We start from the raw sequence: 17,861 nt of genomic DNA, 5'->3' as shown, positions 1-17,861 counted from the left end.
CGCCGACGCTCATGACGGGCACCGGGCGTAAGGAACGGTGCCCTTCCTCTCACCCCCACCCGCTTGGGGGTGGCGGGCGTGGCACGATTGCGGCGATGACCACGGACACCACGGGCACTGTCGCCCGAGACGGAGATTCCCGCCCCGGCGGACCGGCCGACTCGCCCTTCATCCGGGCCTGCCGACGTCGGCCCGTTCCGCACACCCCGGTCTGGTTCATGCGCCAGGCCGGCCGCTCCCTCCCGGAGTACCGGGAGATCCGGGCGAGCGTGCCGATGCTGGAGTCCTGCCGGCGCCCGGATCTGGTCACCGAGATCACCCTCCAGCCGGTGCGCCGACACGGCGTGGACGCGGCGATCCTGTTCAGCGACATCGTGGTGCCCGTCGCCGCGGCCGGGATCGACCTGGACATCGTGCCGGGCACCGGCCCGGTGGTGGCCGAGCCGATCCGCACCGCCGCCGACGTGGAGCGGATCCGCCTGATCACCCGCGACGACGTCTCGTACGTCGACGAGGCCGTCCGGCAGTTGGTGGTCGAGCTTGGCGACACCCCGCTGATCGGCTTCGCCGGCGCGCCGTTCACGCTGGCCAGCTACCTGGTCGAGGGCGGGCCGTCGCGCACCCACGCGAAGACCAAGGCCCTGATGTACGGCGATCCCGAGCTGTGGCACGCGCTGTGCGCCCGGCTGGCCGAGGTGACGTTGGCCTTCCTGCGCGTGCAGATCGAGGCCGGCGTGTCCGCCGTGCAGCTGTTCGACTCGTGGGCCGGCGCGCTCTCCGAGGCCGACTACCGCCGTTTCGTGTTGCCGCACTCGACCACCGTGCTGAGCGGGCTGTCGCACGCCGGGGTGCCCCGGATCCACTTCGGGGTGGGCACCGCCGAGCTGCTCGGTGCGATGGGCGAGGCCGGGGCCGACGTGGTCGGCGTCGACTGGCGTACGCCGCTGGACGTGGCCACCGGCCGGATCGGCGCCGACAAGGCGGTGCAGGGAAACCTGGACCCGTGCGTGCTGCTCGCGCCGTGGCCGGTCGTGGAGGCCGAGGTGCGCCGCATCCTGGAGCAGGGCCGGGCGGCCCCCGGGCACGTGTTCAACCTCGGCCACGGGGTGATGCCGGAGACCGACCCGGAGGTGTTGACCCGGGTGGTCGCGCTGGTGCACGAGCTGTCCAGCCGCCGGGCCGACCAGGGCTGACCGGGAATGCGGCAGCCCTGGCGGGTGGCGGTGGTCGGCGGCGGGGTCGCCGGTCTGGCCGCCGCGGTCCGCCTGCGCGACAGGGCACCGGCCGGCACCGAGATCACCGTGTACGAGCAGTCCGGCGTGCTGGGCGGGAAGCTGCGCACCGGGGAGCTTGCTGGTCAGCCGGTGGAGTTCGGCGCGGAGTCGTTCCTGATGCGCGACCCGACCGGCTCCGAGAGTGCGGCGGTGGCGTTCGCCCGCAGGCTCGGGCTGGCCGAGAAGATCGTGCACCCCACCGTCGGGCAGGCCGCGCTGGTCATCGACGGAGGGCTGCGCCCCATCCCGGGCGGCACCCTGGTGGGCGTACCCGGGGATCTGGATCGGGTGGCCACTGTCGCCCGCCCAGCCGCGGACGCCGACACCGACGGCGGTCGGCCGCTGGTCGGGCCGGACGCTGACGTCTCGGTGGGCGCGCTGGTCCGGTCCCGCTTCGGCGACGAGGTGGTCGAGCGGCTGGTCGACCCGATGCTGGGCGGCGTGTACGCGGGCCGCGCCGACGATCTTTCCCTGGTCACGACGATGCCGGCGCTGGCCCGCGCCGCCCGGGTGGAGCACACCCTGGTCGGCGCGGTCCGGGCCGCGCAGGCCGCCGCGCCGCGTGCGCCCGGCGCCCCGGTCTTCGGCACCCTCGCCGGTGGGCTGAGCACCCTGGTCGAGGCGGCGGTGACGGCCAGCGGTGCGACGGTACGGCGGGACGCCGCGGTGCGCGAGCTGACAGCGACCGACACGGGTTGGCGGCTCACTGTCGGCCCGACGCGCGACCCCGAACTGGTCGACGTGGACGCCGTGGTGCTGGCGGTGCCGGCCCGACCGGCGGCGCGGCTGCTCGCCGGCCCCGCGCCGGCGGTGGCGGCGGGCGTCGGCGCGCTGGACTACGCGAGCGTCGCGCTGGTCACCATGGCGTTGCCGCGGCCGCGACTGCCCGAGCTGTCCGGCTTCCTGGTGCCGAGCACCGAGGGCCTGCTGATCAAGGCGGCGACCTTCTTCACCACCAAGTGGGGGCACCTGGGCCGGCCGGACGGGTTGGCCCTGGTGCGTGCCTCGGTGGGCCGGTACGGCGAAGAGGCGCACCTTCAGCGCCCCGACGCGGACCTGGCGGCCACCGTGCACCGGGAGCTGTCGGCGGTGCTCGGCACTCCGCTGCCCGCCCCGGTCGACGGGCACGTGCAGCGGTGGGGCGGTGCGCTGCCGCAGTACGCGCCGGGGCACGCCGACCGGCTCGGCGCCGCGCGGACGGCGCTGCGGGCCGCGCACCCCACAGTCGTCCTCGCCGGCGCCGGCTATGACGGCGTCGGCATCCCGGTCTGCGTCCGCTCCGGCGAGACGGCGGCCGAAGAGATCATCACAGCACTGGGAGGATCGGCGAGATGACCGAGCAGACCAACGCGGCCCGGTTGCGGGAGCTGAACGACAGCATCCGCTACACCATGTGGTCGGTGTTCCGGGCAAGCTCCCCGCTGCCGTCGCTGCGGGACAACGTCACCGGCGAGGTGGTGTCCCTCTTCGACGAGCTGGCCGGCAAGGACGTGGTGGTCCGGGGCGTGTACGACGTCTCCGGGCTGCGCGCCGACGCGGACGTGATGATCTGGTGGCACTCCGCGTCCCCCGACGCGCTCCAGGACGCTTACCTGCGGTTCCGCCGTACCACGCTGGGCCGGGCGCTGACCCCGGTGTGGTCGCAGATGGCGCTGCACCGGCCGGCGGAGTTCAACAAGAGCCACATCCCGGCGTTCCTTGCCGGTGAGGAGGCTCGCCCCTACATCTGCGTGTACCCGTTCGTCCGCTCCTACGAGTGGTACCTGCTGCCCGATGCCGAGCGGCGGGAGATGCTCGCCGAGCACGGCAAGATGGCCCGTGGCTACCCGGACGTGCGCGCCAACACTGTCGCCTCGTTCGCGCTCGGCGACTACGAGTGGATGCTCGCCTTCGAGGCCGACGAACTGCACCGGATCGTCGACCTGATGCGGGACCTGCGCGCCTCCGGCGCCCGCCGGCACGTCCGCGAAGAGGTCCCGTTCTACACCGGCCGCCGCCGTTCGGTAGCCGAGATCGTCAACTGCCTGGTCTGATCCCCGCCGTCCGGCGCCGCACCCCCGCCCGGGTGCGGCGCCGGCCGGGGATCAGCTGGTCGTCGTACAGGAGACCAGCGGAACCGGGTTGCTGCCGTTCCACGAGCCGAGGAAACCGAACGTGGTGCTCGCTCCGGCGGCAAGGGTGCCGTTGTTGGTGGTGTTACGTGCGGTGACCAGCGTGCCGTTGGTGCTGACCGTCGCGTTCCACGACGAGGTGACCTGCTGGCCGTTGTTGTAGTTCCAGCTCACCGACCAACCCTGGGTGGGTGAGCCACCTGCGGTCACCTTCACGTCGGCCTGGAAGCCGCCGGACCACTGACCGGTCACCTGGTACGTCGCCGTGCAGGCACCGGCCGGCGGCGGGGTGGTCGGCGGGGGCGTGGTGGGCGGCGGGGTCGTCGGCGGGGGATCGGTGGGTGGGGTGGTCGACCCGCCGCCGAAGTCGACGTCGCTGCACAGGTAGTACGACTGGTCCAGGTGGCTGGCCTGCCAGACGGTGTAGACGATGTGCCGTCCGGTGCGGCCCGGCGCGCTCACCGGGATCTGGATCGAGACACCACTGGGGTCCGGGCTCCACTGGGAGGCGGGGGTGTTGCCGATCTGGCCCGCCAACTCCAGGTTGCCCCAGCCGAGTGGTTGGGTGGCGGGGTTGAAGCCCTGCTTGGTCACGTACACCCGGATGTAGTCGGCGCCGTGACGGGCCTGGTCGACGAAGCGGAGCCGGAAGTTGTTCGACACCGCTGTGGTCTTCCAGGCGCCGATGGTGTCCAGCGCGTTGTAGCGCGGGCTCTGGGTGCGTCCGCCGCTGCAGAGTTGGCCGTCGGGGACGGCGGCCTGGTGGTTGCCTCCCACACCCTCGCGGTACAGGCCGTTCCAGTTCCACATGGCGGCCGGGTCGGCCTGCCAGGCCTGCCAGCACATCGGGTCCTCGGTGGCCATCCGCGGGTTCTGGAAGTCGCTGCCCCAACGTTGCCAGCAGCTGTAGTTGCGGGAGGCCGGGTCGACGACCGAACCGTGCGCCGAAGCGGGATCGGCCCGCATGGTGGTCAGTGCGGTCGTCAACAGAAGCGCGATGGTCGCCGCGATGGCGAACAACCAGAGCACGCGTCGTGATCGAGTGGGAGTGAACATGGAGCCCCCGGGGGGATGAGGTCGGACGTCGACACCCGGATCGCCGGGAGTTGCCCACTCCCGTGCCTGATCGCTGGCTCCCGCGATGGCTCTACCCGGCACCATGCCAGCTCAATCGTCAGCCGTCAATGGCCTCGCGTCGCATCGGCGTGTGCGGGATGCCGTCCTCGACGTACTCGGGGCCGCTGACAGTGAAGCCGTGCCGGGTGTAGAACGCGACCAGGTGCGACTGGGCGTCCAGCACACACTGCCGGTTGCCCACCACCTCAAGCGCCGCCGTCATCAGCCGGCCGGCGTGTCCGCCGCCGCGCGCCGTCGAGGCCACCACGACCCGACCGATCCGGGCGACACCGTCCGGGTCGGCCAGAATCCGCAGGTACGCCAGCGGCGCGCCGCCGTCGGTGAGCCAGACGTGTCGGGTGCCCGGCTCGACGTCCCGCCCGTCCAGCTCCGGGTACGGGCAGTTCTGCTCGACCACGAACACGTCGACGCGTAGTTTGAGCAGGTCGTGGAGGGTGCGGGCGTTCAGGTCGGCGAAGGAGGCCGTCCGGAGCTCGGTGGTCTGCTGGGGCATCCACCGATGGTAGGTCGGGCGGGTTCACCCGGGGTCCGCCCGTGCGGGCGCGAGGTAGCTGGCGGCGGCCGGGCAGGCGCGGTCAGGCCGGGCGGGCGCCGACGGCGTCGCGGATCTCGGCGCCCACCGCGCCCTCGACGGCGCGGGCGCAGTGCGCGCAGCAGAAGAAGCGGCCGTTGACCTCGACGCCGTGCCCGACGATCTTGACCTGGCAGTGCTCGCAGATCGGTGCCATGCGGTGGATCGCGCACTCGAACGAGTCGAAGGTGTGCACGTCACCGCTGACGGTGTGCACCTCGAACGCCATCCAGTAGTCGTTGCCGCAGACCTCGCAGGTTGCCACCGAAAACCTCCGTTAAGTGGACAAGTGCCTACAGAATCCCTCAGCTGGCCCCGACGTGGGGGCGGAACCTCGACGCCTGGCCTGCGACTGCGGCGTGTCGGCGTCGGCGTGTTGCCCGTTATGCCTGGTGAACCGCCGCAACCCCCGGAGGATCACCGTGATCAAGCGCAACAGGCTCTTCGGCAACCAGACCCGGATCACCTTCTGTCTGCCCCGCGATGTCCCGCCCGGCCCGGTGAGCGTCGTCGGCTCCTTCAACGGCTGGCAGCCCGGTCGGCACGAGTTGGTGGCACGCCGCGACGGCACCAGGACGGTGACGGTGAAGCTGCCGCCGGGGGAGTACCGGTTCCGTTACCTCGGCACCGGCGGCGTCTGGTTGGACGACGAGTCGGCCGACCAGGTCGACGACCGGGGCAGCCTGCTCCGGCTTTGAGAAGAAAACTGCCATCATCGATGGATTTATCGATGAGAGTCTTTACTGTTAACAATGTTTAAATTACCTTGAGGGCACCTCACCGGACCTGGAAAAGGAGCTGCCCCCATGCGTCGAAGAATCACCGTCCCGCTGGTGGCGGCGGGCGCCGTCGCCGCCACCCTCACCGTCGCCGCCCCCGCGCAGGCGCACGGCTACGTCTCCGCCCCACCGAGCCGGCAGGCGCTCTGCGCGCAGGGCCGGGTGCCCGACTGCGGGCAGATCAAGTACGAGCCGCAGAGCGTCGAAGGGCCCAAGGGCCTGCGCAGCTGCAATGCCGGAATCGCCCAGTTCGCCGTCCTCAACGACGACAGTCGGGGCTGGCCGGCCACCTCGGTGGGCAGCTCGCTGACCTTCACCTGGGTGAACACCGCCCGGCACGCCACCAGCAACTGGGAGTACTGGATCGGCAACACCCGGGTCGGCGTGGTCAACGGCAACAACCAGCAGCCGGGCGCCACCGTGTCGCACAACGTCAACCTCGGCGGCTTCTCCGGCCGGCAGAAGATCCTCGCGGTGTGGAACATCTCCGACACGGCGAACGCCTTCTACTCCTGCATCGACGTGCAGATCGGCGGCGGGGGGTCGAACCCGACGCCCACCCCCACCACCTCACCCACCCCACGGCCCACCCCGACGACCACGCCGACCACTCCGCCCGCGCCGGGCGGCAGTTGGACGACGGGCCGGGCGTACCAGGTCGGCGACCAGGTCACCTACGGCGGAGCGACGTACCGCTGCCGGCAGGCGCACACAGCGATCCCGGGCTGGGAGCCGCCAAACGTCCCGGCGCTCTGGCTCCAGGTCTGACCGCACGGGTGCGGCCCCTGGTCGCACCCGTGTCGCCGCCCTCGCGTGAACGGAGCAACCGGCATGCCCCGCCGTACCCCGCTGGCGTCCCTCGTCGCGGCCCTGCTGCTCACCGGAGCCTGCGCCGGACCGCCCACGTCGACCCCGTCGGCAGTGCCGCAGCCGGCCCCCGCGTCCCCGGCCGGCTCGGCGGCGGCCGGGTCCGCGGGCGGCGGCTCCCCGATCGAGGGGGACCCGATGAGCGGGATCGACGTGGTGTTCCTGAGCACGATGGTCGGGCACAGCGAACGTACCCTGCAGATCGTCCGGCTCGCCCGGGACAGGGTGCGCGACGACGCGCTGCGCACCCTGACCGCCGCCGTCGAGGCAACCGAGGCCGACGAACTGGCCGTCATGCGCGGCTGGTTGCCCACGTCCGGGCCGGGTGCCAGCGCGGCCGCGCACCACCACGACGGGCACGGCGACGACGCCGCGCTCGACCGGCTACGGACCGCGCCGGACGCGGACGTCGACAGGGTGCTGCGCGAGGTGCTCGCCGACCACCAGCGATCGGCCGCCGACCTGGCCCAATCGCACGTCGGCGTCGGCCGCAACGAACGGGTCCGCGACCTGGCCCGGCGGATCGAACAGTCCCGAACCGCCGAGGTCGAGCTGCTCAGGGGCACGGGTACGCCCTGAGCACTGTCACGCGGCTACGCCCCGAGTGCCCGGGTCAGCGGGGTTCCAGCTTGATGGACACCGAGTTGACGCAGTGCCGGGTGTCCTTCGGGGTGAAGCCCTCGCCGTGGAAGACGTGCCCGAGGTGGCTGTCGCAGCGGGCGCAGCGGATCTCCGTACGGGCCATGCCGAGGGTGCGGTCCTCGATCTCCTTGACCCGGCCCGGGATGGCGTCGTCGAAACTCGGCCAGCCGCAGTGCGAGTCGAACTTCGTGTCGCTGGAGAACAGCTCCAGCCCGCAGGCGCGACAGTGGTAGACCCCCTGGGTCTTCGTGTCCACGTACTCGCCCGTCCACGGGCGTTCGGTGCCGGCCTCCCGTAGAACGTGGAACTCCTCGGGGGTCAGTCGGACCCGCCACTCTTCGTCGGTACGGGGCAGCTCGTTGTCGTCAAGACTCACCCCTCAACGGTACGTCGAACGTCGGGGGCGTGGCATAAGGTCGCGGGATGGGTGGCACCAAGGCTGCGGCCGCAGAGGTCGAGGTGGCCGGGCACACCGTCCGGCTGAGCAGTCCGGATCGGGTGATCTTCCCGCAGCGGGGGTTCACCAAGGCGGACGTCTTCCACTACTACCTCGCGGTCGGCGACGGGATCATGCGCGCCCTGCGGGACCGACCGACCACCCTGCAACGCTTCCCCGACGGCGTCGAAGGCGAGGCGTTCTTCCAGAAGCGGGTGCCCACCCGGGGCGTGCCGCCCTGGCTGACGACGGCGCAGATCACCTTCCCGAGCGGCCGGAACGCGGCGGAGCTCTGCCCGGCCGATCTGGCGCACGTCGCCTGGGCGGCGCAGATGGGCACCATCGTCTTCCACCCGTGGCCCGTGCGGGCCGCCGACGTCGACCGCCCCGACGAGCTGCGCATCGACCTGGACCCGCAGCCCGGCACCGACTTCGCCGACGCGGCGCGGGCCGCCGGCGAAGTCCGCGCGCTCCTCGACGAGCTGGGCGTGACCGGCTGGCCGAAGACCTCCGGCGGCCGGGGCGTGCACGTCTACCTGCGCATCCAACCCCGCTGGACGTTCACCGAGGTGCGCCGGGCCACCATCGCGCTGGCCCGGGAGGTGGAGCGCCGCAACCCCGACCTGGTCACCACCGCCTGGTGGAAGGAGGAGCGCGGCACCCGGGTCTTTGTCGACTTCAACCAGATGGCACGCGACCGCACGATCGCCTGCGCGTACTCGCTGCGGGCCAACGCGAGAGCCACCGTCTCGACCCCGGTGACCTGGGACGAGCTACCCGACGTCGACCCGGACGACTTCGACCTGCGCACCGTGCCGGCCCGGCTCGCCGAGCGAGGTGATCCGCACGCCGGCATCGACGACGCACCGTGGGACATCACCCCGCTGCTGGAGTGGGCCGAGCGGGACGCCGCCGCCGGCCAGGGCGACCTGCCGTACCCGCCGGACCACCCGAAGATGCCCGGTGAACCCAAGCGGGTGCAGCCGAGCCGCGCCAAGCGCACCAGTGGCGACGAGACCGCCTGAGCGCCGAGCCACCTGTGCTCGCCGAGCGTCAGAGGCAGGACCCCGGGTCCACCGCCGTGCCGATGATCGCGAACAGCATGCGGCGGAACGTGTCGACCTCGGCCTGATTGAAGCCGGCCATCGCGTTTCGCTCCGCCTCCTCGCTGGCGTGGGCGACCCGCCCCCGTACCTCCTCGCCGGTGGTGGTGATGGCCGGAATGCGCAGCCGGCGGTCGCGGGGATCGGAGTGACGTACGACGAGATTCTTCTGCTCGAGTCGATCGAGCTGGGTCATCAGCGTGGTCTTGTCGAGCCCGAGGGTCCTCGCCAGCTCGACCTGGGTCAGCCCGGGTGTCTTGTCCAGCGCGCTCAACACGATGTAGTCCCGCAGGTGCAGGCCGTGCCTCTCGGCCTGTTCGCCGGTCACCACGTGCATCCGTTGGGCGGCGCGGTGCAACAGCCAGGTGATCTCGGAGTTGAGCGACGGCGCCGGTCCGGCGGTCATCGCGCCGCACCCGACAACAGCGGGATTCCCTCGTAGGCGCGCCGGTCGTGGGCGGGGACGACCTGCATCAGCTCGGTCAACGCGGCCGATCGCAGGATGCCCTGCCGCACCTGTTCGGCATCGCTGTCGGCGAGGGCCCGTAGCAGCCAGGGGCGTTCCACCCGCCGATGGACTCCGTCCAGTTGCCAGGTGAGGTCGCCGATGAACGCGTAGCGCTGCCCCGACGGGAGGGTCACGAACGCGACAACGGATCCCGTCGTGTGGCCGCCGGCCAACGCCAGCACCAGAGACCCGTCGCCGTGGACGTCGAAGCTCGCCGAGAAGCCGAGGTGCGCGGGGCCGTCGAAGGAGTATTCGCGGATCTCGTGGCCGGGCGAGACGGCGCGGAAGACCTTTCCGTCACCGTCGCTCGCGGCGTACTCGAGCTCGCCCCTGTTCATCCAGATGGGGATGTCGAGCGAGTCGAGGCCGCTCGCATGGTCCCAGTGCGAGTGCGTCAGGAACACCCCGCGGAGCCTGGTGCGGTCGTAACCGCTGTCGTCGAGCTGCTCACGCACGGTTCGGGTGCTCTGGAAGGGGGCGCGGGCGAAGCGCGGCTGCATGGCGACGTGCGCGGCGACGTCGGCTCCGAAGCCGGCGTCGATGAGGAAGTCGCCCTTCGGGTGCCGCACGAGGATGGCGGTGGCGGCGAACTGCCGCTTGTCACGGAACGAGCCACCGCGAAGGGCGAAGGCCGCCCGCGTCTCGTAGGTGCCAGTGGGGAGTTGATGGATCGCCATGTCGGGTGGCGGTGTCGCCTCGGGAAGGGCGGCCGTCCACGGCTCGGGGGCAGGAAGGGTTTTCACGGCTCGATCGTACGACGTCAGATCGTCTGACGCCAGACGAAATTGTCCTCTCCGAAGCCTCGAGAATCGGCGCGCGTCGGTCTGGCCCGGCCGACCAGTGGAGCCGCGGTGTCGGCGCCAGCGGTTAGCCTGCCGTCATGGCGAGCACAGAGCTGGATGAGTTGATCGTCGCGGACGCCGACGCCCTGCGCGCGTGGCTGTCGGCCAACCACGCCACGTCGCCCGGCGTCTGGCTCGCCCTGACCAGGAAGGGTGGCACTGTCACGACGGTGACCTGGCAGCAGGCGGTCGACGAGGGTCTGTGCGCCGGCTGGATCGACGGGCAGGCGCGCAAGCGGGACGAGGAGTCGTCCTGGATCCGGTTCACCCCGCGTCGGCCCCGCAGTTCCTGGTCCCAGCGCAACGTCGGGCATGTGGCCCGGTTGGAGGAGCAGGGGCGGATGTTGCCGGCGGGCCGCGCCGCCGTGGACGCCGCGAAGGCGGACGGGCGGTGGGCGGCCGCCTACGCCCCGCCGTCGGAGGCGGAGGTGCCGGCCGACCTGCTCGCCGCCATCGCCGCCGAGCCCGCTGCCCAGGCCATGCTCGACGTGCTCACCAAGGCCAACCGGTTCGCTCTCATCCATCGCCTCAATGCCGTCAAGCGGGCGGAGACCCGCGAGCGCAAGATCGGTGAATTCGTCGCCATGCTGGCCCGTCACGAGACGTTCTATCCCCAGAAGGCGAGGCCGGCACCCGGGCCGACGTCGTCCTGAGCGGCCGTCAATGCCCGACAACCGATTGACTTTCGATAGGTAACGAGCGAAACTCGATGCATGGTTACGGAGCATCGAGCGGTTGCCGCTCTCAGAGTTTTCCTCGTGGTGCTGTTCGGAGTCCTGGTCCTGTTTCAGACCTTCTCCCTGCCCGGACAGTTCGCCCACATGGCCGCGGAATCGCCGCAGGACGCCTACCTCCGGTGGCCGGCCACTGTCGTGGCGGTGTTCTGGGTGCTGTGCGTCCAGGTCGTCATCGTCGCGACGTGGAAGTTGCTCAGCCTGGTCAAGAGTGACCGCATCTTCACCGAAGCGTCCCTGAAGTGGGTGGACGCGATCGTGTGGGCCATCGCCGCCGCGTGGGTGGTGCTCGTAGGTGTCTTCCTCTACGTGGGGTTCAACGCCGACGACCCTGGGCTGCCGCTGCTGCTGTTCCTGCTGACGGTGGGCGTCAGCGTGCTGGGGCTTCTCATGGTGGTGATGCGGGCGCTGTTGCGGCAGGCCACCACCCTGCGGACCGACATGGAAGCGGTGATCTGATGCCCATCGTCGTCCGCATCGACGTGGAGTTGGCCAAGCGCAAGATGAGCGTCGGAGAGTTCGCCGAGCGCGTCGGGCTCACCCCCGCCAACGTGGCGGTGCTGAAGAACGGCCGCGCCAAGGCGGTCCGCTTCAGCACCCTCGAAGCGATGTGCCGAGTGCTCGACTGCCAGCCCGGAGACCTGCTGGAGTGGGTCGAGGAGGAAACCCCATGAAGTACGTCCTGACCGTCGCCGCCGTTCTCGTGGTCGCCCTCGGCGTCGCCGGAATCGTGCACGGGGAGGCCGACGACTCGCCGGGCCTTCAACTCCTGGGCGTCGTGCTCGTACTCGGCGCGGTCGTTTTCGGCATCCGCAACCTCCGAGGTGGCGGTTAGTCGCCCAGGCGCACTGGCCGGCGCGAGCTGACCCCTCCCGTAATAACGATCATGTAACGGGCGCGAACCTTTCCCGGTAGGTCGCCTGTCTTGATGGTCGTCGGCCCGTCAGGGCCAGGGGAGGCGTCGGATGAAGCTGGTGTGGAGGCGGGCCCGCGAGGCGCGAGGGTTGCTGGTCGCGGCGGTGATCGCTGCCCTCGTCGCCGTCGCGTTGGTGACTGGGCTGTCCGACTACAACCGTCGGGCGGTGGACGCCGGGCAGCGGGCACTGGTCGCCGCCTCGCCCGCCGAGGAGCGCGGCCTTCTGGTCAGTGGCTCGGGTGGGCGGGACGCGGCCGAGTTCGCGACCCGGGACAAGGCGGTCCGAGCCGAGTTCGCCACCGGGCTCGGCGGCGTCCCGGTCAGTGTCACCGCAGCCCGATACGGCACCGGCCGGGAACTGACCGGCGACCTCGGGCAGATCCCGCGGACGGCCGACGAACCGGTCTTCGCGAACCTGGCCACGTTCACCGACCTCGCCAGCCACGCGGAGCTGACCACCGGAGCCTGGCCCACCCCCGGAGCGAACCCCGTCCAGGTGAGCCTGCCCGAGCGGGTCGCCGGCACCCTCGGCCTGACCGTCGGAGAACGCGTCCCGGTGCGCGACAGGGCCACCGAACGACGCGGGGAACTGGTGCTCGCCGGCACCTGGCGGCCCCGCGACCCGGCGGACGCGTACTGGCTGCTGGCCCCCGGCGTGGGGACCGGCAGCGCCGGTTCCGGCACCTCCTACGGGCCGTTCACGCTCGACCCGGCCGACTTCGCGGCCACCTTCCCGGGCTCGGTGTCGGCGTCCTGGCTGGCCCAACCGGACCTCGGCACCGTCGACACCGCCGACCTGCCCACCGTTCGGAGAGCCCTCACCGAGGCGATCACTGCCGTACCCGAGGCCGCCCAACTGGGCAGCTCCGGGCAGACGGTGACCAAGATGCCGCAGCTGCTGGACCGGATCGGCCGCGCCGACCTGGTGGGTCGCTCGTCGCTGGCCACCCCGCTGCTGCTCATCCTGGTGCTCGCCGGGTACGCGCTGGTGCTGGTCGCCGCGCTGCTGCACGAGGACCGTCGCCCACAGACCGCGCTGCTGCGCGCCCGCGGCGCCGCCCGTCGGCAGTTGGCCGGCCTGGCCGCCCGTGAGGCGACCCTGGTGGTCGCCCCGGCCGCCGTGCTCGGTCCACTGATCGCCGGTGAGGCGCTGCGGTACATCCGACCCGGCGGGTCGGGTGACCTCTACACCGCCGGCGGCAACACCACACTGGTCTGGGCGGCGGCAGCGGCCACCGCGGCCGGCTGCCTCGTCGCCATGGTCCTGCCGACGCTGCGGGGCGCCGGGACGTACGTCGCCGACATGGCGGCCCGATCCCGGCCCAACCGGGCCGCGAGCGTCCAACGCGCCAGCGTCGACCTCGTGCTCGTGGCGCTCGCCGTGCTCGCCTGGGTGCAGCTACGCCGGTACGCCTCCCCGCTGGCCGGCTCGGGTGGCCAGCTCGGGCTCGACCCGCTGCTGGTCGCCGCCCCGACGCTCGGTGTGCTGGCCGGTGCCGTGCTGGCGTTGCGGGTGCTTCCGCCGCTCACCCGGTTCGCGGAGAGGTTCGTCGACCGACGTCCCTGGACCGCCACCATGTTCGGCATGTGGCAGGCCGGCCGGCGTCCCCACGCCGGCCCGGTGCTGCTGCTCGCCCTCGCCGTCGGTGGCAGCACACTGGCCTGGTCGCTGATCAGCACCGGCGAGCGGTCCCAGGTCGAGCAGGCCGGCCACACTGTCGGCGCGGACCTCCGGGTGACCGAACGGACCGGGGGCGCCCCGCCGACCCGGGGCGGTGAAATCGCCGCCCTGCCGAGCGTGGACCGGGTACTGCCGGCGTGGCGGGACGAGATCCGGGTCGGACGGGAGAACCTGCCAGCGACGGTGATCGCTGTCGACCCGGCCAGCGCCCCGGGCGTCGTCCGGCTCGCCGACCGTCTCGCCGACGGATCGGCGTCGGAGCAGTACCGGAGGATGGTCGGCGCGCGGGGAGAGCCAGCCGGCGTCGAACTGCCCGCCGGAGCGCGTGAGATCACCGGCACGATCCGTACCCCGGTGAGCAATGCCGCCCGGTCGCTGAAGGTCGCGGTGACGCTGCTGCTCACCACCCCCGACGGGCTCGCCCTGCGGCTGCCGGCGGCCAACGCCGACAGCGACGGCCGAGCCACCCCGTTCACCGCGCGACTGCCCGACCTGGGCGGGGCGCGGCTACGGCTGGCCGGCTTCGAGGCCGACGGTGGGTTGGCCGCCGGCAACTCCTACGAACTCCAGGTGGACGGGCTGACGGTGGTCAAGGCCGACGGCACGAAGCAACCGACCGAACTGGGCGGCGACTGGGCCGTGACCGCCCTCGGGCAGGAGCCCATGCCCGTACGGACCACCGGCGCCGGGTTCGCCGCAGCCCGCGCGGTCGACGTGATCCCCGGCGGGCAGTTCGCCTACCAGCCGCCCACCCGGTTCGCTGTCGTGCCGGGCGGAGACAACAAGCCCATCCCGGTGCTGATGACGCCCGGGGTCCGCAACGCGCTGAGCCTGCGCGTCGGCGACACCGTCGACCTGACCCTCTCCGGGGCGACGCTGCCGGTTCACCTGGTCGGCGAGCTGGACTCCGTGCCGGCCACCACCGGCGAAGGCGTCCTGCTGGACCTTCCGGCCGCGGTCGACGCGATGATCCGGAGCAGCGGCGCGGTGCGACCCGTACCGGAATGGTGGGTCGGCGCCGCCGACGCGAACGCCGCCGCCCAGGCGGTCAGCGCGCTCCCGGGCGTCACAGTGCTCAACCGGGAGGCGGCCATCGAGGCGGCCGCCGACGACCCGTACTGGCGCGGCTCGCGCACCGGCATGCTCGCCGCCGCGCTCGGCGCGGTGCTGCTCGCCCTCGTCGGCCTGATGGTGGACGTGTGGGCCACCGCCCGGCGTCGGCTCGGCGAGTTCGCGGTCCTGCACACCCTCGGCGCCACGCCCCGGCTGATGGCCCGGGCGCTGCTCGCCGAACAGACGTTCCTCGCCGGCATCGGCGTGGGCGTCGGGCTGTTGCTCGGCACCGCGGTCGGCGCGACGATGGCCCCACTGGTCATCCTCACCCCGGCCGCCGGCCGGCCGACACCCCCGGCGGCGTTCGTGCTGCCCTGGGTGCCGATCGGCCTGACCGCGGTCGGCCTGCTGCTGGCGGCGCTCGCCTTCAGCGCGTTCATCGCCACCGGCATCCGTCAGCGGGTGGCGGCGGTGCAGCTGCGAATCGGGGGAGAACGATGAGCGTCGGGGCGGCCGTCCGGCGGGTCCGGGCGTACGGGGGGCAGTTTCTGCTGCTGGCGGTGCTGACCCTGGTGGTCACGCTGCTGATCAGCGGAGTGCCCCGGCTGGTCAACCGGCTCGCCGAACAGGGGCTGCGAGCACAACTCAACAGCGAGCCGGCCGCCCGCCGGGACATCTCGTACACCACAAGCCTTGAGCCCGCGACGTCGCGGCGGACGGCGATGGGCGACGCCGCCGAACGGTTCGATGCCCTGGCCGCGGAGATGCCGCCGCCGGTGCGCTCGGCGGTGACCGAGCGGTGGTACAGCGTCGAGACCGCAGAGGCCCGCGTGGTCGGACCGGACCTGGCAGCCCGCAACCTGCTGGTCGACATGGGCCTGCGGGCCATGCCCGACATCCAGGGCGCGAGCACCCTCGTCGAGGGGGCGTGGCCGAGCGAGACCTACGTTCCCGACCGGCCGATCGAGGTGGCGCTCGACGTCGACGTGGCCCGCAAGCTCAACCTGCGCGCCGGCAGCCAACTGCGCATCGGCAGAACCGATGACAAGGGCAGACTCATCAACGGTGACCCGCTGGTGGTTACCGGGCTGTTCCGCCCCGTCGACCGCGCGAACGGCATCTGGGACGGGCTCCCACAGCTACTGCGGATCATCGAACCGCAGGGTGATGGGCAGCCGTTCGTCATCGTCGGCGTCGTCGCGCAGTCGCCTTTCAACAAGCGGGCCGCGGAGGGCTGGGCGATCCAGTCCAACTGGCGGTACCGACTGGGCGTCGACCGGATCGACGCACGCGAGCTGGACAAGATGATCGACGGCCTGCAGGTGATGCAGCGCAACCAGCCGACGGGGCTCACCCTGACCCAGGGCGCCGACGTTCCGTTGCGCGCGTTCGCCGCCCAGATCGACGCCGTCCGCACGCTGCTCGCGGTGATCGCGGCCGGCGTCCTGGCCACCCTGGCGGGGCTCATCGTGCTCGCGGCCAGCCTCGCCACCAGACGACGTCGCTCGGAGTTCGCGTTGCTGCGCGCCCGTGGAGGTGGGGCCACCGCCGGCGCCCGGCGCAGCCTCGCCGAGTCGGTGCTGGTGGTGCCGGTCGCCGCCGTGCTGGGCTGGTGGCTGGGCACGCTGTTCCCCGGTGCCCCGGATCCGACCACGCCGTACGTCATCGGCGTGACCGTGCTGGTCACGCTGGCACTGCCGTTGGCGACGCTTGCCGTACCGGTTGGCGGAGCGGCTCGCCGGGACCTGATCCGGGTGCGCCCGTCGGCCCGTCGGCTCACCGTCGAGGTCTCCCTGTTGCTCCTGGCCGGGCTCGCGGCGGTGCTGCTGCGCCGGCGTGGTCTGACCCTCGGCGAGGTGGACCCGCTGCTCGTGTCGGTGCCGGTGCTCCTCGCGGTCGCGGCGGCGGTGCTGGCGCTGCGCGCGTACCCCTGGCCGTTGTTGCTGGTCAGCCGGCTTGCCGCGCGGACCCGGGGCAGCGTGGCCTTCCTCGGCACGGCCCGCGCCGGCCGCGCTGCGGTCGCCGCCCCGCTGGTCGTTGTGGTGCTGGCCATCGGCACCGCGGCGTTCTGCGCGGTAGTGGCCGCCGGCGTCGACGCGAGCAGGGAACGGGCCGCCGCGCAGATCGTGCCCGCCGACGCGGTGATCCGCGGGGAGCGCTTCGCACCCGACACCATCGACGAGCTGGGCCGCCTGCCGGGGGTCCGGGCCGTCACCCGGGTGCTGTACGAGGACGATGAGCGGTTCGCGTCCGACGAGGTCGGCACCGACGCCTTCATCGGGCAGACGGACGTGCTGCTCATCGACGGGTCGGGGTTGGACAAGGTGGCCCACGACTCACAGGTGGACCTGTCGATTCCGGCCGCGCTGCGCACCGCCGCGCCCGGCCCGGGTCCGCTGCCGGCGATCGTCTCACCGGCGGTCGCCGCCGACCTGGCCAAGGCCGGGCTGGACGACTCGGCCTTCATCTCGGTGCAGGGCCAGCGGTACGAGTTCCGGGTGGCCGGCACCGCTGACGGTTTCCCGATGCTGGCGGCGGACGCCAGCCGGTTCGTGGTCCTGCCCTGGCAGGCCCTGCCGACGCGTACCACCACACCCGTGCCGACCAGCCTGCTGATCGCCGGGGACTCGCTGGACGCCGAGGCGCTGCGCGTCGCCGGCGACCAGGGGCAGGAGCGCTACCAGCGGGACGGCACCGTCACCGGCCGGGAACGGATGATCGGGGTCACCGTCGACACCCGGGCGGACGTCCGCCGGGACCTTGGCGAGGGCGGGGCGAACGGTGTGCTGGCCTTCGGGTTCGTGGCCGGCGCCGGCGGCGGCACAGTGCTCGGGCTGCTGGCCATCGCGTTCACCGTGTTGGCCGGCGCGCGCGCCCGGGGCCAGGTGCTGTCCCGACTGCGCACCCTCGGCCTTTCCCGCCGGCAGTGGCGAGGGCTGCTGCTTGTCGAGTTGACCCCGCTGGTGGCGGTGTCGGTGCTGACCGGCGCGCTGGTCGGTGCGGTACTGCCCCTACTGCTCAACCCGGTGCTCGGCCTGTCCGCGTTCACCAGTGGTGTGCCCGTCCGGGTGGCGTTCGAGCCCAGCCTGGTCGCCGCGGTGCTCGCGCTCGGGGCGGTCGCCCTCGGCTTCGCGGTCGCCGTCGAGGCCCTGAACAATCGCCGGTTGCGCCTCGGAGAGGTGCTTCGGCTCGGAGAGGAGAGCTGAG

General features: G+C 72.3%; 19 protein-coding genes. 13 read left to right on the top strand and 6 right to left on the bottom strand.

What is annotated here, in order from left to right; all coding sequences use genetic code 11:
• The first annotated feature begins 95 nt into the window (after positions 1-95).
• The 3 genes from hemE to hemQ are packed head-to-tail and all read left to right on the top strand — an operon-like array spanning position 96 to position 3,307.
• Positions 96-1,193 carry a uroporphyrinogen decarboxylase gene (gene hemE, locus AB0C19_RS10825; RefSeq protein WP_357182678.1) on the top strand — a complete coding sequence of 366 codons (1,098 nt, stop codon included), beginning with the start codon at positions 96-98 and terminating at the stop codon, positions 1,191-1,193.
• A 6-nt stretch (positions 1,194-1,199) separates the two neighbouring features.
• The gene (gene hemG / locus AB0C19_RS10820; RefSeq protein ID WP_357182675.1) at positions 1,200-2,609 is read left to right on the top strand and encodes a protoporphyrinogen oxidase; all 1,410 of its coding nucleotides are present in this window, start codon (positions 1,200-1,202) and stop codon (positions 2,607-2,609) included.
• On the top strand, positions 2,606-3,307 hold the full coding sequence (gene hemQ / locus AB0C19_RS10815; protein WP_196921722.1) for a hydrogen peroxide-dependent heme synthase: 702 nt from the start codon (positions 2,606-2,608) through the stop codon (positions 3,305-3,307). Before hemG ends, hemQ begins: the two co-directional genes overlap by 4 nt.
• A gap of 51 nt (positions 3,308-3,358) precedes the next feature.
• Here the strand turns inward: hemQ and AB0C19_RS10810 are convergent, their stop codons facing one another.
• The 3 genes from AB0C19_RS10810 to AB0C19_RS10800 form a co-directional block, all read right to left on the bottom strand.
• Positions 3,359-4,441, bottom strand: coding sequence for a lytic polysaccharide monooxygenase (locus tag AB0C19_RS10810; protein ID WP_357182671.1), 1,083 nt, complete (start codon positions 4,439-4,441; stop codon positions 3,359-3,361).
• A gap of 118 nt (positions 4,442-4,559) precedes the next feature.
• Positions 4,560-5,015 carry a GNAT family N-acetyltransferase gene (locus tag AB0C19_RS10805; protein WP_357182668.1) on the bottom strand — a complete coding sequence of 152 codons (456 nt, stop codon included), beginning with the start codon at positions 5,013-5,015 and terminating at the stop codon, positions 4,560-4,562.
• 82 nt (positions 5,016-5,097) lie between these two features.
• A complete protein-coding gene (locus tag AB0C19_RS10800) occupies positions 5,098-5,358 on the bottom strand; it encodes a Prokaryotic metallothionein (RefSeq protein ID WP_124815255.1) in 261 nt (86 codons plus the stop codon).
• Positions 5,359-5,515: 157 nt separating this feature from the next.
• Here AB0C19_RS10800 and AB0C19_RS10795 point away from each other — a divergent pair, with 157 nt between their 5' ends.
• The 3 genes from AB0C19_RS10795 (at position 5,516) to AB0C19_RS10785 (ending at position 7,318) form a co-directional block, all read left to right on the top strand.
• Positions 5,516-5,791 (top strand): isoamylase early set domain-containing protein, encoded by a 276-nt coding sequence (locus tag AB0C19_RS10795; protein ID WP_357182664.1) that lies wholly within the window; start codon positions 5,516-5,518, stop codon positions 5,789-5,791.
• A gap of 108 nt (positions 5,792-5,899) precedes the next feature.
• Positions 5,900-6,640 carry a lytic polysaccharide monooxygenase gene (locus AB0C19_RS10790; RefSeq protein ID WP_357182662.1) on the top strand — a complete coding sequence of 247 codons (741 nt, stop codon included), beginning with the start codon at positions 5,900-5,902 and terminating at the stop codon, positions 6,638-6,640.
• 63 nt (positions 6,641-6,703) lie between these two features.
• The gene (locus tag AB0C19_RS10785) at positions 6,704-7,318 is read left to right on the top strand and encodes a DUF305 domain-containing protein (RefSeq protein ID WP_357182659.1); all 615 of its coding nucleotides are present in this window, start codon (positions 6,704-6,706) and stop codon (positions 7,316-7,318) included.
• A 34-nt stretch (positions 7,319-7,352) separates the two neighbouring features.
• Here the strand turns inward: AB0C19_RS10785 and msrB are convergent, their stop codons facing one another.
• Positions 7,353-7,757, bottom strand: coding sequence for a peptide-methionine (R)-S-oxide reductase MsrB (gene msrB / locus AB0C19_RS10780; RefSeq protein WP_091400676.1), 405 nt, complete (start codon positions 7,755-7,757; stop codon positions 7,353-7,355).
• Positions 7,758-7,804: 47 nt separating this feature from the next.
• Here msrB and ligD point away from each other — a divergent pair, with 47 nt between their 5' ends.
• Complete coding sequence (gene ligD, locus AB0C19_RS10775; RefSeq protein ID WP_357182655.1) at positions 7,805-8,842, top strand: non-homologous end-joining DNA ligase; 1,038 nt, start codon at positions 7,805-7,807, stop codon at positions 8,840-8,842.
• Positions 8,843-8,870: 28 nt separating this feature from the next.
• Here ligD and AB0C19_RS10770 read toward each other — a convergent pair whose 3' ends face one another.
• Together AB0C19_RS10770 and AB0C19_RS10765 are read right to left on the bottom strand one after the other, a co-directional pair.
• Entirely contained in the window at positions 8,871-9,326 is a 456-nt protein-coding gene (locus AB0C19_RS10770; RefSeq protein WP_357182651.1) for a MarR family winged helix-turn-helix transcriptional regulator, read from the bottom strand.
• Positions 9,323-10,171, bottom strand: coding sequence for an MBL fold metallo-hydrolase (locus AB0C19_RS10765; RefSeq protein ID WP_357182649.1), 849 nt, complete (start codon positions 10,169-10,171; stop codon positions 9,323-9,325). The genes AB0C19_RS10770 and AB0C19_RS10765 overlap by 4 nt, the downstream gene beginning before the upstream one ends.
• A 137-nt stretch (positions 10,172-10,308) precedes the next feature.
• On the opposite strand from AB0C19_RS10765, the gene AB0C19_RS10760 reads away from it, so the two are divergent.
• The 6 genes from AB0C19_RS10760 to AB0C19_RS10735 all read left to right on the top strand — a co-directional run bounded on the left by AB0C19_RS10760 (position 10,309) and on the right by AB0C19_RS10735 (position 17,860).
• Positions 10,309-10,923: a YdeI/OmpD-associated family protein gene (locus AB0C19_RS10760; RefSeq protein WP_238683325.1), complete on the top strand. Its 615-nt coding sequence runs from the start codon at positions 10,309-10,311 to the stop codon at positions 10,921-10,923.
• A 105-nt stretch (positions 10,924-11,028) separates the two neighbouring features.
• On the top strand, positions 11,029-11,463 hold the full coding sequence (locus tag AB0C19_RS10755) for a DUF2975 domain-containing protein (RefSeq protein WP_258400826.1): 435 nt from the start codon (positions 11,029-11,031) through the stop codon (positions 11,461-11,463).
• On the top strand, positions 11,463-11,678 hold the full coding sequence (locus tag AB0C19_RS10750; RefSeq protein ID WP_030336216.1) for a helix-turn-helix transcriptional regulator: 216 nt from the start codon (positions 11,463-11,465) through the stop codon (positions 11,676-11,678). The genes AB0C19_RS10755 and AB0C19_RS10750 overlap by 1 nt, the downstream gene beginning before the upstream one ends.
• A complete protein-coding gene (locus AB0C19_RS10745; RefSeq protein ID WP_238683323.1) occupies positions 11,675-11,839 on the top strand; it encodes a hypothetical protein in 165 nt (54 codons plus the stop codon). The genes AB0C19_RS10750 and AB0C19_RS10745 overlap by 4 nt, the downstream gene beginning before the upstream one ends.
• Before the next feature lie 130 nt (positions 11,840-11,969).
• Entirely contained in the window at positions 11,970-15,155 is a 3,186-nt protein-coding gene (locus tag AB0C19_RS10740) for an ABC transporter permease (RefSeq protein WP_266303320.1), read from the top strand.
• Positions 15,152-17,860, top strand: a complete 2,709-nt coding sequence (locus AB0C19_RS10735) for an FtsX-like permease family protein (protein ID WP_357182640.1) — start codon at positions 15,152-15,154, stop codon at positions 17,858-17,860. The genes AB0C19_RS10740 and AB0C19_RS10735 overlap by 4 nt, the downstream gene beginning before the upstream one ends.
• Position 17,861: the final 1 nt, after the last annotated feature.

The organism is Micromonospora sp. NPDC048842 (assembly GCF_040649935.1).
Taxonomy (GTDB): Bacteria; Actinomycetota; Actinomycetes; order Mycobacteriales; family Micromonosporaceae; genus Micromonospora; species Micromonospora hortensis.
This window is presented reverse-complemented; position numbering and strand designations above follow the sequence as displayed.

Excerpts from the sequence above, each read along its gene's own strand:
- AB0C19_RS10735 (WP_357182640.1), top strand. The coding sequence starts at position 15,152 with ATGAGCGTCGGGGCGGCCGTCCGGCGGGTCCGGGCGTACGGGGGGCAG.
- AB0C19_RS10785 (WP_357182659.1), top strand. The coding sequence starts at position 6,704 with ATGCCCCGCCGTACCCCGCTGGCGTCCCTCGTCGCGGCCCTGCTGCTC.
- AB0C19_RS10745 (WP_238683323.1), top strand. The coding sequence starts at position 11,675 with ATGAAGTACGTCCTGACCGTCGCCGCCGTTCTCGTGGTCGCCCTCGGC.
- AB0C19_RS10740 (WP_266303320.1), top strand. The coding sequence starts at position 11,970 with ATGAAGCTGGTGTGGAGGCGGGCCCGCGAGGCGCGAGGGTTGCTGGTC.
- hemG (WP_357182675.1), top strand. The coding sequence starts at position 1,200 with ATGCGGCAGCCCTGGCGGGTGGCGGTGGTCGGCGGCGGGGTCGCCGGT.
- AB0C19_RS10805 (WP_357182668.1), bottom strand. The coding sequence starts at position 5,015 with ATGCCCCAGCAGACCACCGAGCTCCGGACGGCCTCCTTCGCCGACCTG.
- AB0C19_RS10750 (WP_030336216.1), top strand. The coding sequence starts at position 11,463 with ATGCCCATCGTCGTCCGCATCGACGTGGAGTTGGCCAAGCGCAAGATG.
- AB0C19_RS10810 (WP_357182671.1), bottom strand. The coding sequence starts at position 4,441 with ATGTTCACTCCCACTCGATCACGACGCGTGCTCTGGTTGTTCGCCATC.
- hemE (WP_357182678.1), top strand. The coding sequence starts at position 96 with ATGACCACGGACACCACGGGCACTGTCGCCCGAGACGGAGATTCCCGC.
- AB0C19_RS10790 (WP_357182662.1), top strand. The coding sequence starts at position 5,900 with ATGCGTCGAAGAATCACCGTCCCGCTGGTGGCGGCGGGCGCCGTCGCC.
- ligD (WP_357182655.1), top strand. The coding sequence starts at position 7,805 with ATGGGTGGCACCAAGGCTGCGGCCGCAGAGGTCGAGGTGGCCGGGCAC.
- AB0C19_RS10760 (WP_238683325.1), top strand. The coding sequence starts at position 10,309 with ATGGCGAGCACAGAGCTGGATGAGTTGATCGTCGCGGACGCCGACGCC.
- hemQ (WP_196921722.1), top strand. The coding sequence starts at position 2,606 with ATGACCGAGCAGACCAACGCGGCCCGGTTGCGGGAGCTGAACGACAGC.
- AB0C19_RS10770 (WP_357182651.1), bottom strand. The coding sequence starts at position 9,326 with ATGACCGCCGGACCGGCGCCGTCGCTCAACTCCGAGATCACCTGGCTG.